Source organism: Cellulomonas soli, assembly GCF_052036975.1.
Lineage (GTDB): Bacteria > Actinomycetota > Actinomycetes > Actinomycetales > Cellulomonadaceae > Cellulomonas > Cellulomonas soli_A.
In genome coordinates this window covers 108,355-123,819 of sequence record NZ_JBQIAR010000009.1, presented here as the reverse complement: position 1 = coordinate 123,819, position 15,465 = coordinate 108,355, and the positions used below count along the sequence as shown (strand labels likewise).

Annotated in this window: 12 protein-coding genes and 1 pseudogene; 8 read left to right on the top strand and 5 right to left on the bottom strand. The window is 70.9% G+C overall.

Annotation, left to right across the window (positions count from 1 at the left end; all coding sequences use genetic code 11):
- Positions 1–20: 20 nt before the first annotated feature.
- Positions 21–803 (bottom strand): hypothetical protein, encoded by a 783-nt coding sequence (locus ACTHAM_RS11340; protein WP_440687448.1) that lies wholly within the window; start codon positions 801–803, stop codon positions 21–23.
- A gap of 68 nt (positions 804–871) precedes the next feature.
- Here ACTHAM_RS11340 and ACTHAM_RS11335 point away from each other — a divergent pair, with 68 nt between their 5' ends.
- From ACTHAM_RS11335 to ACTHAM_RS11305, 7 genes are all read left to right on the top strand, one after another.
- Entirely contained in the window at positions 872–1,663 is a 792-nt protein-coding gene (locus tag ACTHAM_RS11335; protein ID WP_440687446.1) for an ABC transporter ATP-binding protein, read from the top strand.
- A 152-nt stretch (positions 1,664–1,815) separates the two neighbouring features.
- On the top strand, positions 1,816–2,283 hold the full coding sequence (locus ACTHAM_RS11330; protein ID WP_440687444.1) for an NfeD family protein: 468 nt from the start codon (positions 1,816–1,818) through the stop codon (positions 2,281–2,283).
- Between the two features lie 75 nt (positions 2,284–2,358).
- On the top strand, positions 2,359–3,504 hold the full coding sequence (locus ACTHAM_RS11325) for an SPFH domain-containing protein (protein ID WP_440687442.1): 1,146 nt from the start codon (positions 2,359–2,361) through the stop codon (positions 3,502–3,504).
- Positions 3,505–3,723: 219 nt separating this feature from the next.
- On the top strand, positions 3,724–5,469 hold the full coding sequence (locus ACTHAM_RS11320) for an ABC transporter ATP-binding protein (RefSeq protein ID WP_440687440.1): 1,746 nt from the start codon (positions 3,724–3,726) through the stop codon (positions 5,467–5,469).
- Positions 5,469–7,427, top strand: coding sequence for an ABC transporter ATP-binding protein (locus tag ACTHAM_RS11315; protein WP_440687438.1), 1,959 nt, complete (start codon positions 5,469–5,471; stop codon positions 7,425–7,427). The genes ACTHAM_RS11320 and ACTHAM_RS11315 overlap by 1 nt, the downstream gene beginning before the upstream one ends.
- A gap of 131 nt (positions 7,428–7,558) precedes the next feature.
- On the top strand, positions 7,559–8,815 hold the full coding sequence (locus ACTHAM_RS11310; RefSeq protein WP_440687436.1) for an MFS transporter: 1,257 nt from the start codon (positions 7,559–7,561) through the stop codon (positions 8,813–8,815).
- 5 nt (positions 8,816–8,820) lie between these two features.
- Positions 8,821–9,693 (top strand): TrmH family RNA methyltransferase, encoded by an 873-nt coding sequence (locus ACTHAM_RS11305; protein ID WP_440687434.1) that lies wholly within the window; start codon positions 8,821–8,823, stop codon positions 9,691–9,693.
- A gap of 6 nt (positions 9,694–9,699) precedes the next feature.
- Here ACTHAM_RS11305 and ACTHAM_RS11300 read toward each other — a convergent pair whose 3' ends face one another.
- Together ACTHAM_RS11300 and ACTHAM_RS11295 are read right to left on the bottom strand one after the other, a co-directional pair.
- Positions 9,700–9,834: a hypothetical protein gene (locus ACTHAM_RS11300; protein ID WP_440687432.1), complete on the bottom strand. Its 135-nt coding sequence runs from the start codon at positions 9,832–9,834 to the stop codon at positions 9,700–9,702.
- 97 nt (positions 9,835–9,931) lie between these two features.
- Complete coding sequence (locus tag ACTHAM_RS11295; RefSeq protein ID WP_440687430.1) at positions 9,932–13,570, bottom strand: YobI family P-loop NTPase; 3,639 nt, start codon at positions 13,568–13,570, stop codon at positions 9,932–9,934.
- Between the two features lie 387 nt (positions 13,571–13,957).
- Between ACTHAM_RS11295 and ACTHAM_RS11290 the strand changes: the two are divergent.
- Positions 13,958–14,080, top strand: a pseudogene (locus tag ACTHAM_RS11290) (TrmH family RNA methyltransferase); the annotation flags it as partial.
- 6 nt (positions 14,081–14,086) lie between these two features.
- Here the strand turns inward: ACTHAM_RS11290 and ACTHAM_RS11285 are convergent.
- Positions 14,087–14,674, bottom strand: coding sequence for a YbaK/EbsC family protein (locus ACTHAM_RS11285; RefSeq protein ID WP_440687428.1), 588 nt, complete (start codon positions 14,672–14,674; stop codon positions 14,087–14,089).
- A 64-nt stretch (positions 14,675–14,738) separates the two neighbouring features.
- Positions 14,739–15,281, bottom strand: coding sequence for a YbhB/YbcL family Raf kinase inhibitor-like protein (locus ACTHAM_RS11280; RefSeq protein ID WP_440687426.1), 543 nt, complete (start codon positions 15,279–15,281; stop codon positions 14,739–14,741).
- Between the last annotated feature and the right edge of the window lie 184 nt (positions 15,282–15,465).

Below are 15,465 nucleotides of genomic sequence, written 5' to 3'. Positions count from 1 at the left end.
CGTCCTGCGCGGCCCGGTGCCTAGAGCGGGTCGCGCAGGTCCGAGGTCGCCGCCGCGGCCATCGCGCGCCGGGCGGAGCGGTCCACCTCACGCAGCGCCGTCGAGCGCTGGTCCGCCTGCCACAGGTTGACCGCCGCGCCGTCGTCCTCGCCGGCCAGGCGCACGATCGCCCGCAGCCGCAGCGCGCTGGTCAGCACCCGCACGCGCCGGGGATCCAGGTCGTCCGGCAGCAGGGCGGGCGGGAGGGCGCCGTCCCGCGCGGCGACGATCCGGTCGGCGGCGTCGGGGCGCCACCGGGCCACGTCGAGCCGGGTCAGGGCCTCGGTCGCCTCCACCAGCCCCTCGCGCAGCGCGCGCTCGGCGTCCTGCAACGTGCCGACCGTGCCGAGCACCGCCGCACGCCAGTCGGGCACCTCGACCGCGTGCCACGTGACCAGGTGTCCGTGCTCGCGCTCGCTGCCGAACCGGACGACCTCCGGCACGAGCGCCAGGCACCGACCCGGGGTGCGCAGCAGCAGCGCCTCGCCCTGGTCGGCAGCGAGCCCCGCCTGCGGGCCGGTCATCGGGGCCGGTTCGCCCGGCGTCGGCAGCAGGGCCGCCACCTGGCGGGGGCCCGCCAGGCACTGCGTCACCAGCTCGGCCAACGGTGCCTGCGCGGCGCCCTCGTGCGTGTCCGGCCCGCGCACGGTGTGCGGCTCGTCGTCGCCCTGGACCGCACGCAGCAGCGCTGCCGGGTCGGGCGCGGGCGCGTCCAGCCACAGGGCCAGCAGGACGGAGCGGGGCAGCGAGGGGGAGCCGTGCACGGCACCACGGTAGGCGCCCGCGGTGCCGGTGCTCGGACCACCCGCCGACCCCGGCTAGGGTCGGGACCATGACCGACGTGCTCGACCTGCAGGCCGTGACCATTCGCCGGGGGGCGACCACGATCCTCGACGGGCTGTCCTGGACCGTGCGGGAGGGCGAACGGTGGGTCGTCCTCGGTCGCAACGGTGCGGGCAAGACGACGATGCTCCAGGTGGCCTCGGGTCGTATGCACCCCACGCACGGCACGGCGCGCCTGCTGGGCGAGCTGCTCGGGCACGTCGACGTGTTCGAGCTGCGCCCGCGCATCGGCCTGTCCAGCGCCGCGCTGGCCGACCGCATCCCCTCGGGGGAGACCGTGCGTGACGTGGTCCTCACCGCCGCGTACGGCGTGACAGGGCGGTGGCGCGAGGGCTACGAGCAGGTGGACGAGGCCCGCGCCGGTGACCTGCTCGAGGCGTTCGGCGTCGCGGACCTGGCCGACCGGTACTTCGGCACGTTGAGCGAGGGCGAGCGCAAGCGGGTGCAGATCGCTCGCTCGCTCATGGCCGACCCCGAGCTGCTGCTGCTCGACGAGCCCGCCGCCGGTCTGGACCTCGGCGGCCGCGAGGAGCTCGTCTCGGCGCTGTCCGAGCTGGCCGGTGACCCGCGTTCGCCCGTGCTCGTGCTGGTGACCCACCACGTCGAGGAGATCCCACCGGGCTTCACGCACCTGCTCCTGCTGCGCGACGGCCGCACGTTCGCCTCCGGGCCCATCGAGGAGGTCCTCACGGCCGAGAACCTGTCGGGGGCGTTCGACATGGAGCTGGCCGTCGACCACGTGGGCGGCCGCTGGTCGGCGCGGGCGGTCCGGCCCGCCTGAGCAAGGCCGTCCTGGCCGGTCACCTGGTCCGACGGAGCACGCGGTCGGTCGAACCCGCCCGCCGGGACAGGGCGGTCGCCTAGGATCGAGACGAGGCGGCGTCGCCGGCCTGACGTGGCGTGCGACCCGCCCCTGACTCGGAGGAGGACGCCATGGAGTGGCTCTGGTGGCTCGGCGGCGCGGTCCTGCTGGCGATCCTCGAGATCCTCTCGCTCGACCTCGTCTTCATCATGTTCGCCGGCGGTGCGCTGGCCGGGGCGGTGGCCGCGTGGCTCGGTGCCGAGCTGTGGTTGCAGCTCGTGGTCGCGGCCGTCACCTCCGTGCTGCTGCTGGGCTCGTTGCGCCCCTGGCTGCTGCGGCACCTGCGCAGTCGCATGCCGCTGGTGGAGACCAACGCCGCGGCGCTGGTCGGCGGCTCGGCGGTGGTGGTCAGCACCGTGTCCGGCGCCGAGGGGCGCATCAAGCTGCGCGGTGAGGTGTGGAGCGCGCGCACGGACCCGTCCGACGCGCTGCCACCGGGCACCGAGGTCACGGTGACCCGCATCGACGGAGCCACGGCCGTCGTCGTCCGGGCGGCCCGGCCGTCGGCCGACGGCCCGCAGACCACCACTCAGGCGTAGCACCGGGCGGCACGCCCACCGACCTGTCACCCACTCTCGTCGGCCCCGGGGCCGAGGGACGACCCAGGAGATCCCATGGACAACACCACCGACGTCGGGCAGATCGCCGTGTACGTCGTGCTGGGCCTGCTCGTGCTGTTCGTCGTCATCGCGCTCGTGCGGTCCGTGCGCATCGTGCCGCAGGCGGTCGCGATCCTGGTCGAACGGCTCGGGCGGTACTCGCGCACGCTCGACGCCGGGTTGCACCTGCTGATCCCGTTCGTCGACCGGGTCCGCGCCGGCGTGGACCTGCGCGAGCAGGTCGTCTCGTTCCCGCCGCAACCGGTGATCACCTCCGACAACCTCGTGGTCAGCATCGACACGGTCATCTACTTCCAGGTGACCGAACCGAAGTCGGCGGTCTACGAGATCGCCAACTACATCACCGGCATCGAGCAGCTCACCGTGACGACGCTGCGCAACGTGATCGGCTCGATGGACCTCGAGCAGACGCTGACCAGCCGCGACCAGATCAACGGCCAGCTGCGCGGCGTGCTCGACGAGGCCACCGGGCGCTGGGGCATCCGCGTGAACCGCGTCGAGCTCAAGGCGATCGACCCGCCCGCGTCGGTGCAGGGCTCGATGGAGCAGCAGATGCGCGCCGAGCGCGACCGTCGTGCCGCCATCCTCACCGCCGAGGGCGTCAAGCAGTCGCAGATCCTCACCGCCGAGGGCGAGAAGCAGGCGGCGATCCTGCGGGCCGAGGGCGAGGCGCAGTCCGCGATCCTGCGGGCCGAAGGCGAGGCGCGCGCGATCCTGCAGGTCTTCGACGCCGTGCACCGCGGCGACGCGGACCCCAAGCTGCTGGCCTACCAGTACCTGCAGACCCTGCCGAAGATCGCCGCGAGCCCCTCGAACAAGATGTGGTTCCTGCCTGCCGAGCTGACCGGTGCGTTGGGGCAGCTGGCCGGCGGTTTCGTCGGCACCGGTGGTCCGGCGACCGCCTCGACCCGTGCCGCGGGGACCTCACCGCTGGGGGCCGACCTGCCGCCGGTGTCGCTGACCGACCCGGCCGAGGCGCTGGCGGAGGCCCGTCGCCAGGCGGAAGCGGCTACGGCCGACGCGACGGGTGCCGGTTCGCTCAGCGGGGTGCCGTTCGACCCGAGCGTGGAGCTGGGGCAGCGTCCGGGGCCCGGCCCGGTGCACCGCTCCGACCAGGACGAGGACCGACCCACCCTCTGAGGGGCGGTCGACCGCCGGGATCAGCTCGGTCGGTGGCGGGCGGCGGTGCGCGCCGTGGGTCCGAGGGCCCGCGACGGCTGCACCGCCGCTGCGCCGAGAGCGAAACGGGTGCCCTGACCTGAGCGTGGAGCCCAAATCCGGCTTGTCTCGCCGCCGCCGAGCGGCCTAGCGTCGCCGGGCAGGCCCGCACCACGGACCTCGCGTCACCCGGGAGGCTCCGTGCTCGTCCAGCTCCTGCGCCATCACCTGCGCCCCTACCGCGCCGCCGTCGTCGCGATCCTCGTCCTGCAGCTCGTGCAGACGGTCGCCACGCTGTGGCTGCCCAGCCTCAACGCCCGCATCATCGACGACGGTGTCGTCCAGGGGGACACCGCGGCGATCTGGCGCATCGGCGGCATCATGCTCGCGGTCAGCTTCGTCCAGGTGGTCGGTGCGGTCGCCGCCGTGTTCTACGGCGCCCGCACCTCCATGGCCTTCGGCCGTGACGTGCGCGGGCGGCTGTTCGGGCACGTGCAGACGTTCTCCGCGCAGGAGGTCGGCAAGTTCGGCGCGCCGACGCTGATCACCCGCACGACGAACGACGTGCAGCAGGTCCAGATGGTCGTGCTGATGTCGTTCACGATGCTGCTGATGGCGCCGATCATGCTCGTCGGCGGCGTCGTCATGGCGCTGCAGGAGGACGTGGCGCTCTCGGGCATCCTCGTGGTCGCGGTACCTGTGCTGGGCGTCGTCGTCGGGCTCGTGATCAGCCGGATGATCCCGTACTTCCGGCAGGTGCAGAAGCGGATCGACGCGATCAACCGGGTCATGCGCGAGCAGATCGCCGGCGTGCGCGTGGTGCGGGCCTTCGTGCGCGAACGCCACGAGTCGCAGCGGTTCGCCGTGGCCAACACCGAGCTGTTCGACTCCTCGCTGCGCGTGGGTCGGCTGATGGCCGTGATGTTCCCGGTCGTCATGCTCGTGATGAACGTGACCAGCATCGCGGTGCTGTGGTTCGGCGCGGGGCGCATCGAGAGCGGTGCCATGCAGATCGGGGCACTGACCGCGTTCCTCAGCTACATCATGTACATCCTCATGGCCGTGATGATGTCCACGATGATGTTCGTCATGGTCCCGCGGGCCGTGGTGTCCGCCGAGCGCATCGGTGAGGTCCTCGAGACGTCCACCTCGGTGCTCGCGCCCGTCGAGCCGACCGCGCTGCCGGAAGGTGAAGGTGCCCGGCCGGGGCTGCTCGAGCTACGCGGTGTGGAGTTCCGCTACCCCGGGGCCGAGCAGGCAGTCCTGCAGGGCGTCGACCTGGTGGCCGCGCCCGGCCGCACGACCGCGATCATCGGTTCGACCGGCTCGGGCAAGACGACGCTGCTCAACCTGGTGCCGCGCCTGTTCGACGTGACCGACGGCGCCGTGCTGCTCGACGGGGTCGACGTGCGCGACATCGAGCCCGAGGTCCTGTGGTCGCAGGTCGGGCTCGTCCCGCAGAAGCCCTACCTGTTCTCCGGGACCATCCGCTCCAACCTGCTCTACGGCCGACCTGACGCGACCGACGAGGAGCTGTGGCACGCGCTCACCGTCGCGCAGGCGCGGCCCTTCGTCGAGGCGCTCGCCGAGGGACTCGACGCGCCGATCACGCAGGGCGGCACCAACGTCTCCGGCGGGCAGAGACAACGGCTCGCGATCGCCCGGGCACTGGTCAGACGACCGAAGGTCTACCTGTTCGACGACTCGTTCTCCGCACTGGACTACGCCACCGACGCAGCCCTGCGTGCGGCGCTGGTGCCCGAGACGCGCGAGGCCACCGTGCTCGTCGTGGCCCAGCGGGTCGCCACGATCCGCCACGCCGACCAGATCGTCGTGCTCGAGGACGGCAAGGTCGTCGCCGTCGGCACCCACACCGAGCTGCTGGAGTCGTCCCAGACGTACCGCGAGATCGTGTACTCGCAGGTCAGTGAGCAGGAGGCTGCCTGATGAGCACCACCGCACCGTCCCCACGCCGTCGCCCCGTCGCCCCGGGCCCCATGGGCCACATGGGGATGCCGGGGGAGAAGTCGATGAACTTCCGCGGTTCGAGCCGTCGCCTCCTGCAGGTGCTGCGCCCCGAACGCGTCCGGCTCGTGCTGGTCGTCCTGCTCTCCGTCGCCTCGGTGGCCCTGGCCGTGGCGGGCCCGCGCCTGCTCGGGCAAGCCACCAACGTGATCTTCGACGGCTTCATCGGCGGCCAGCTCCCGGCCGGTCCCAGCCAGGCCGAGATCGTCCAGCAGCTGCGGGACCAGGGTCAGGGCACGCAGGCCGACATGCTCGCCGCGATGGACGTCGTGCCCGGGCAGGGCATCGACACCGGGGCGCTCGGGCGGATCCTGCTCGTCGTGCTCGCCGTCTACATCGGCTCCTTCGCGTTCGGCTGGCTGCAGGGCCGGGTCACCGCCGGTGTCGTGCAGCGCACCGTGTACCGGATGCGCGAGGAGGTCGAGGCCAAGCTGTCGCGCCTGCCCCTGCGGTACGTCGACGGGCAGCCGCGCGGCGAGCTGCTCAGCCGGGTCACCAACGACATCGACAACGTCGCGCAGACCATGCAGCAGACGCTGTCCCAGCTGATCACCTCGGTGCTGACCGTGGTCGGCGTGCTGTCCATGATGTTCTGGATCTCCCCGTTGCTGGCCGTGATCGCCCTGGTCACCGTGCCTCTGTCGGTGCTGGTCGCCGCGGCGATCGCCAAGCGGTCGCGCCCGCAGTTCATCGAGCAGTGGGCATGGACCGGCAAGCTCAACGCGCACATCGAGGAGATGTACACCGGGCACTCGCTGGTGACCGTGTTCGGGCGCCAGCACGAAGCCGCTCAGGTGTTCGCCGAACGCAACGAGGCCCTCTACCAGGCCAGCTTCAAGGCCCAGTTCATCTCGGGCGTCATCCAGCCCGCCCTCGGGTTCCTGTCCAACCTCAACTACCTCGTGGTCGCCGTGGTCGGTGGGCTGCAGGTGGCCAGCGGCACGATCTCGCTGGGTGACGTGCAGGCGTTCATCCAGTACTCGCGGCAGTTCACGCAGCCGATCACGCAGATCGCCTCCATGGCCAACCTGCTGCAGTCGGGGGTCGCGTCGGCCGAACGGGTCTTCGAGCTGCTCGACGCGCCCGACCAGAGCCCCGACCCGGTCGAGCCCGCCGTGCTCCCGCAGCCCCCGCGCGGCCGCGTGGCGTTCGAGGATGTCTCGTTCCGCTACGAGGAGGACACCCCGCTCATCGACGACCTCTCGCTGGTGGCCGAGCCCGGGCAGACCATCGCCATCGTCGGACCCACCGGCGCGGGCAAGACGACCCTGGTCAACCTGCTCATGCGGTTCTACGAGGTCGACGGCGGGCGCATCACGCTCGACGGCATCGACACCCGCGACCTGACCCGCGACACGCTGCGCTCGCAGACCGGCATGGTGCTGCAGGACACGTGGCTGTTCGGCGGCACCATCGCCGAGAACATCGCCTACGGCGTCGACGGGGCCACCCGTGAGCAGATCGTCGAGGCCGCGCAGGCCACGCATGTCGACCGGTTCGTGCGCACGCTGCCCGAGGGTTACGACACGCGCATCGACGACGAGGGGGCGGCGGTCTCCGCCGGGGAGAAGCAGCTGCTGACCATCGCCCGGGCGTTCCTGGCCGACCCCTCGATCCTCATCCTCGACGAGGCGACGTCCTCGGTCGACACCCGCACCGAGGTGCTCGTGCAGCAGGCCATGGCCGCGCTGCGCACCGGGCGAACCTCGTTCGTCATCGCGCACCGCCTGTCGACCATCCGTGACGCCGACACGATCCTGGTGATGGAGAAGGGCGCGATCGTCGAGCAGGGCTCGCACGACGCTCTGCTCGAGGCCGACGGGGCGTACGCCCGGCTGTACGCCTCGCAGTTCGCGTCGGCGGCCGTCGACGAGGTCTGAACCGGCACCGCGGCACCTCACCGGACGCACCGGGTGCGGGTGGGGTTGCCGGGTGAGATGCCGCAGCGTGCCCGGCGCGTCCGGACCACGGGCCCGGCCCGGTCCCCTGCACCGGGCGTAACCTCATGGCCGTGACGACGCCGCCGGCAGAGACCCCAGAAGCCGGCGACCAGCCTCGCGGCTTCCCGCGCGACCGGTTCACCGTGTCGCTGTACGGCACGTTCGTGGTGTGGGGCTGGCTGCTGTACAGCTTCAACCCGAGCGTCCCTCTGCTCGCCGAGGACCTCGACCTGACCGGGGCCCAGGCAGGGCTGCACGGGACCGCGATGGCCGTCGGTGCGATCATGTCGGCGGCGGTGACGCCGCGGCTCGTGCGCGCGCTGGGTCGGCGCACCACGCTGCTGCTGGCCGGTGCCACGCTCGTGCTGGGCGTCACCCTGCTCGTGCTGGCCCCCGCGCTGGTGTGGACGCTCAGCGGCGTGGCGCTGCTCGCGGCCGGCGGCAACACCTCCGTGTCGGCCGCGCAGGCCGGGCTCGCGCTGCACCACGGGCACCGGGCCTCCGCCGCACTCACCGAGGCCAACGGGGTCGGCTCTGCGATCGGCCTGCTCGGGCCGCTCGCCGTGGGCGTCACGGTCGGCATCGGGTGGGGGTGGCGGCCCGCCGTGGCGGTGACGGCGCTGCTCATGGTCGTCGCGATGCTCATGCAGTCACGTCTGAGCGTCGGCGGGGCCATGACGCCCGCCCGTGCGGCCGGGTCCGACGGGTCCGGCCCCGACGGCGACGTGCCGCGCAGCGCCGGGTGGAACCTGGCCGGCACGTGCTTCCTGCTGACGATCGTGGCGGCCATCGCCATGGAGAACGCCACCACGTACTGGTCGACGGACCTGGTCATCGAGCAGACCGGCGCCGACGCCGGGATCTCCGTGGCCACCACCGCCGGTCTGGTGGCCGGCATGACGGTCGTGCGGTTCATCGTGGGCCCGCTGTCGTTGCGCGTCCCGCCCGCGCGGATCCTGGCGACCTCCTTCGTCGTGGCCATCGCCGGCTGGGCGGTGCTGTGGACGGCCACCACGCCCGCGGTCGCGCTGGTCGGGCTGGTCATCGCCGGGTTCGGCTACGGCGTGCAGTACCCCATGTCCATCGCGCTGCTGCTGGCCACCGCCGACGGGGCCACCGACGCCGCACAGGCCCGCGCCACCCTCGGCGGCGGGCTGGCCATCGGTGTGGCGCCGTTCGCCCTGGGGGCGCTCGCGGACGCCGTGGGCACCTACCAGGCGTTCGTCATCGTGCCGGTGGTCGCCGCGGTCGGGTTCGTCATGGCGGTCATCGGTGGCCGTGCCCTGACCCGGCGGGTCGCCGTGGAGGCCGACGCCGTCCTGGGGTGACCTGGATGGTCCGCCCGGGCTGGGAGGATGGGCGCGTGCCCCGGCCCGACCTGCTGACCGTCACCGACCCCGCCGACCCGCGGCTGGCCGACTACGTCTCGTTGACCGACGTCGCGCTGCGCAGCCGGCACGAGCCCGCCAAGGGCCTGTACATCGCCGAGAGCTCCACCGTGCTCGGGCGGGCGCTCGCGGCAGGCCACCGGCCCCGCTCCGTGCTGCTCGCCCCGCGGTGGGTGGCCGACCTGGAGCGGATGCTCGCCGCGCTGCCCGACGACGGCACCACCGTGCCGGTGTACGTGGCCGAGGAGGCCGTGCTCGAGCAGATCACCGGGTTCCACGTGCACCGCGGCGCCCTGGCCGCCATGCACCGACCCGCGCTGCCCGGCGTCGCACAGCTGCTGGCCGACGCGCGAGGAGGGGCCGGCGCGCGCCGGGTGGCGGTGCTCGAGGACATCGTGGACCACACGAACGTCGGCGCGGCCTTCCGCAGTGCCGCCGCGCTCGGGGTCGACGCCGTGCTGGTCACCCCGCGGTGCGCCGACCCGCTGTACCGGCGCTCCGTGCGCGTGTCGATGGGCACGGTGTTCCAGGTGCCGTGGACCCGCATCGACCCGTGGCCCGAGGGAGTCGATCTGCTGCGGGAGGCCGGGTTCGTCACGGCCGCGCTGGCCCTCAGCGACGACTCCATCACGCTCGACGAGCTCGTGGCCGACCAGCCCGAACGGCTCGCATTGGTGCTCGGCGCCGAGGGGCACGGGCTCAAGGACGGCACGATCGCGGCGTGCGACCGGGTGGTGCGGATCCCGATGGCCGGGGGTGTCGACTCGCTCAACGTGGCGGCCGCGGCCGCGGTGGCCTTCTGGGCGACGCGCGTCTGAGGCGACCTACGCCAGGGCGAGGCCCTCGACCACCTCGACGCCCGGGGCACGAGCGAGCAGCGCGCCGGGCAGGGCGACCTTGGATCGCCGCAGCCCGCTGCCGATGATGACCCGACCACCGGCGTCCGGGTCGTCGGCCACCACGCGGGAGTCGAGCAGCAGGCGGTAACCGGTCGGCAGGGCGGCCGCCCGCGGCGCAGAGGCACTCGATGCGGGTCCGCTGGCGTGGCCGATCGGGTTACGAGCCCTTGCGACGGACGCGTAGTGTGCTTCCGCCGTCGTCATCCTCGAAACTGCTGACGCGCTCCAGCGCTTGGAGACGTTTGAGGAGCCGCCGCGTGGGGTCTGTGGCTGGCACTTTCACGTGATGACGGTCGCCGGTGACGGGCAGGGCGGCGTACGGATCCCCGAGGACGTCCAACACCTCCGCGATCTCGCTCGCGCTGAGCGAAGGCAGGAGCGGCTCGAGGAGGGCGATTGTCGTCGCCGGGTCCGCGCCGAGTCGTGCGAGACGCGCGATCTCGTCGAGCTCAAGGGTGTAGTCCTGACGCAGCACCCAGCGTGCGAGGGCGCGAGCAGCGACGCGGTCGACTCGGCGCTCGAACGCATCGAGGTTGTCCATGAGTGTCTGTCGCACGAACGCTGGCAGTGTCGCGTGGACGGCGAAATCGCGAACTTCGTTCACGTCGAGATCGAGTACGAGCATGTGGTTCGCGAAGTCCGGCGACACGACGATGAGTTCCTCCCTGACTGACCACGGTTGGTCGGCCACGAAGGTGTAGTTCTCTGGGGACTGCTGGATAAGCCCAACTTGGACGAGTGCCGGCACTGCCGGCTTGGCGGCCTCGTTCAGGTGTGCGACGGTCAGGCCGGTCGGCTTGAAGCTCGCGATGAGGCTCGCGAGGGGTCTTGGGGGGAGTGCCGCAGCATTGATGAGCGCCCTCGCGAGCGCAGTTGCGGCGTCCGCCCCGATGTCGGCCCGGTCGATCGCGCTTGTGTGCTGCAAGTAGATGCGAAGGGCGTCGTCGACGCCCCATTTGTCGACATACGCGGCGAGGTTCGATGCGGAGGCTGCAAAGCGACGGGTCTCTGCGAGTGCTCTCCAGGTCTCGGGTTCAGCGTCCGTCAGGTCGTCAATGAAAAGGGCTACGTCGGCGCGTTCGGCTACGGGGCTGAGGAACCGTGATGCCACAGTCGCCACGTCCGCGAGTACACCCAGCCAGAACTCAGGACGGGAGACGGTCGGGTCCTTGTGGCCGAGAACATCGCTGATGTATGCGTCGAGGTTCTGTAGCACGTGGTCGTAGACGGTCTTGTCGTGGGCCTTGATCCCCTCGAGAGTGAGCGGCTTCTTCGGCCCGATGATGGTGCGCAGATTGGATCTCGAGACTGGGTAGAGGCTGCGGGCGACGATTCGCTCCCGGACGGCCGGTGCGAGGGCGGAGAGATCCTCGACCTCGACGCCGGCCGCCTCAAGCAGGCTGGCGAGTGCGGCCGGGTCGGCCGCTGTGCCCGGCTCGCCGAAGGCGGTGCTGGTGCTGACGAGGTTGGCGAAGAAGCCGTGGAGTGACGCATCGACGTCGTACACGACGTTGGCGCGAGCGCTCCCGGCAGCGACATCGTGAAGTTGCGCGGAAAGAGCCTTCTCAAGGCCTCGCTGCTCGTGCAGATACTTGAACACGCCCGGCCAGATGGGAGCGAGTTGCTCGATGAGTTGGGGTGCTCGTTGACCGTCCAGTAGATACGCGTCCAGGAGGGCTCTCCCCTCGGCGCTGCCATTGCTAATCGTTGTGAAGGCGTGTGCCAGTCGATGCGGAGCCGTCGACAGGAAGTGGTCGAACACCTCGATGTTGAAGGCGGCATGGCCGAGGAGGAATCGCCGGGGCTCGGATTTTGCTACAGCGTCGATCTCGCTCGGGTCGTTGAACCGAAAACGCAGATCCGCCTCGTCGCGCTGCACCGAGTGGAGGACGAAGTTCATCGCGTGAAGGGTCAGCGCCCCGGTTTGGAACGTCGCAACGTACAGCGTGAAGTTCTCATCGAGCAGGAGCCCGGCGTCGATGAGCTCGACGGTAAGAGCGTCCAGATGAGACTCCACGTACGCACGCATCTTCACGGTGGGGTCGTTCATGAGCTGCTGCAGCGACGCGCGCGAGGCCAACTCCCGCCGCTCCACGGCGGTTTGCTCCTTCCGTTCCAGGTCCGCCCGTCGCTCCTCCTCCCAATGTATGTTCGACCAGGTAACGCCAAGCAAGGTCTGCATTTCTGCGAACGTTCGGGGCCTGGTTGAATAGCCCTGCGGGTTCAGGCCCTGGATGGTTGACCTCGAAGCTGTCCAGTCGCGCCAGAAGACCGTCCTGGTCAGATCGTCGCGAGAGTAGGACCCCGCACTGGTCTCGATCATTTGCACAGGGGAGCCGGAACCTTCGAGGAGAACGTCCAGGACTTGTCCGAGCCGTTCGCCGAGCTCAGCCGAGCGCTGCGAGGCCCCATCGAGGGTATTGAGCTCGGCACGCGCGTCACGCGCCTCGGCGTCGGCCGCCGCTGTGACCTCGGTGACGGTCGCGCGGTACTCCCGATAAACGTCGTCGAGATTGCTCTTGCCTTCGCGGACAGCCTCGAAGTCGGCCAGGTGAAGGTTCTTGTAGACCAACATCGCCAGCAGGCAATCTGCTTTGAGGCCATCTAGACCGAGTGGTGGCAGCACATGACGAGCGAAGATTTCGTACTCGTTGCGGAGGTTCTTCACTAGCCGCATGTCCGTCAGGTGCGGGGCGATGATCTCCACCAACTGCGCGCTCGGCGGCGCGGCAGCATCAGCGAACTCGGTACGGATGAGCTCGCTGGCGTTGCGATGCGAGATGAACGGCACGATCGGGACGACCAGGTCGAAGAACTTCGTCCGGTTGGTCGCCGCGGAGTGGAGCCGCTCACTATCCATGCCGGCGTCCGAGGAAGCAATCTTCTCGAAAATGGAGTCCTTGATCGCATACACAAACCGGATCGGGCGATGCGTAATCTGTCGCGAGTGGTTGAGGACGGTGTTGAGCTCGCGCAACGTCTCGAAGATGTGTGGGTCGTTGAATCGGTCAAGGTCCTCGAAGACCACGATCCTGATGCCTGAAGCCTGGAAGAAGTAGACGATCTCGTCGAGGTACTCGTCGAAGTACGAGTTGGTCTGGTTCTGCAGCGATACCGTCGCTGGGCCGGCTGAGAGCTTCTCGATCCACACCCGGTTGTGCAGTGCGCGGGCCGCGAACCAGCATGCGAGTCCACCGGCAAGCGTGAGCGCCAGGGTGACAAGCCATGGCAACCACCCCAGGTCGGACCACGACGCGGGCAGTGTCGCCTGGATGCGGCCGAGGACACCGGAGAGCAGCGCAACTATCGCGAGCGAGCCGGCGATGACCGCGGACCACGCGATCGCCGGGCCGTGGTGGAAGACGTCGGCGCGCCGATACCGAGAACCGCGCATCCGAGCAGGAGACTCCCGGTACAGCAACTGCTTGACGATCTCCTTCTGGATCAGATTCGTCAGCAGCGGAGTCTTCTCGCTAACGACGCGTCCGATGCGCACCTCGTCAGCCCCGAGACTGGACAGTGCAATGTTGATCACCGTCCCGCCTCTGCGGCGCCCGGTGGGAGCGTTCATGCGGCTCTGCACCTCGCCGAGCACGCTGCTCTTGCCGCTGCCGTAGTGGCCAGTCAGTGCGATGTTCCGTGGCGCTTCAGCGCCCGTCTGCTCGAGCTGCTGGACCAGAATGCCGACGTAGTACTCGTGGCTTTCGGCGATGAACTTCGGACTAAGGGAGCGCAGCATGGGCGCGCTCGAGGGCGCCGTGCTCGACGGTGTCGCGGGCCCCGGGTTACTGCTCATGGCGTGAGCGTAGGGGTGCGGTCCGACACCAGGTGCCGCGGGAGCTCCCAATTTTCGACGACGGCTGAGGCTGGACTCCTGCGGTCGTGGTGGTTCCCAGTCGGCGGCCGCAGCGGGGTCAGTTTCCAGGCGCCGCCGACACCGGTCTGCCGGATGGATGTCGAGTGGCGACGGATGCGGTTCCGTGCGGCCGGGTCCTCCGATGCCTCATACGGTGCCGAGCGTCCGCCTCGAAGCGGCGAGATCCTCGCAGTCGATCTCAGCGACGAGGTTCCAGTCTCGGCTCGTCGTGTTTTGCGCGACGCTCGGGCGTATCGCGCCCCACTGTCCAGCCAAAGCGTTGCTGACCGGGCGGGGGCGACGAGCTCGTGGCCGACCAGCCCGAGCGGGCTCAAGGACGGCACGATCGCCGCGTGCGACCGGGTGGTGCGGATCCCGATGGCCGGGGGTGTCGACTCGCTCAACGTGGCGGCCGCGGCCGCGGTGGCCTTCTGGGCGACGCGCGTCTGAGGCGACCTACGCCAGGGCGAGGCCCTCGACCACCTCGACGCCCGGGGCACGAGCGAGCAGCGCGCCGGGCAGGGCGACCTTGGATCGCCGCAGCCCGCTGCCGATGATGACCCGACCACCGGCGTCCGGGTCGTCGGCCACCACGCGGGAGTCGAGCAGCAGGCGGTAGCCGGTCGGCAGGCCGATCGGGGTGATCCCGCCGTACTCCATGCCGGACTCGGCCGTGGCCCGGTCCATCGGCAGGAACGAGGCCTTGCGCACGTCGAGCAGACGCTTGACCGTCGTGTTGACGTCGGCGCGCGTCGTGGCGCGTACCAGGGCCGCGGCGACGCGCTCGGCGCCCTCGCGGCGACCGGCGACCAGGACGCAGTTGACGGAGGCGGCCAGCGGCAGGTCGTACGCCTGCGTCATCGCCGCGGTGTCGGCCAGCTCGGGGTCGATCTGTGCGACGAGCACGGATGCGGCCACCGTCGCGTCCGTCTCGGCCCACGCCACCAGTGCGGCGTGCGTCGCCGGCGCGAGCAGCGCGGGGTGGTCCACGGCCCGCAGCCAGGTCAGGGTGTCGGTGGGGGCCGTCGTGGTCGAGGTCGGCATGGCGGCAGGGTAGTCACGGTCGGGCCGCGCGCGGCACGGGGTGACCGCCAGGTGGTCGACCGGGTCAGCGCCGGTACGTGCCGACCAGCACCGCGCGGGCCAGCGTGTGCAGCACCGCCGCGGTGTTCGCCGCACCGGGCATCGCGTCCGGGCCGACCCCCAGGTGCTCCACGTCGAGGGCGTGCACCGCGAACAGGTACCGGTGCACCTGGTCACCGGGCGGGGGAGCGGCCCCGACGTACCCGGCGATGCCGTCGTCGCCACGCAGCTGGTAGGCGCCTGTGGGCAGGGCGTGGCCGTCGAGGGTTCCCGCGCCGCGGGGCAGCGAGGTCGTCGTGCGTGGCACGTCGACCAGGGTCCAGTGCCACCAGCCCGACGGTCCCGGGGCGTCCGGGTCGAAGCAGGAGACCAGGAACGAGCGGGTCTGCGCGGGGAACCCCGACCAGGTCAGGTGCGGTGAGGCGCCCAGACCCCCGGTGGTGGCGGTGAGGGCGTCGGGCAGGCGACCGCCGGGGGTGAGGTCGTCGCTGAGCAGGGTGAACGCGGGCACGGGCGGCAGCAACCCGTAGGGCTCGGGGGCGACCGGGCGGGTGATCGGCTGGGTCAACGCAGGCTCCGTGCGGGGTGCGGGCTGGGGTGCGGGTGGGCCCATCGTGGCCCTCGGCGGGCGGATTGACACCCCGGGACTGTCGGCGTGTACTGGCATGATCGAACAGGTGTTCGAGTGAGCGCTACGATGCAACGCCGCTGTGGCCCACCAGGGTGCGGCGGTGGGGGCGTCGTCGGACAGG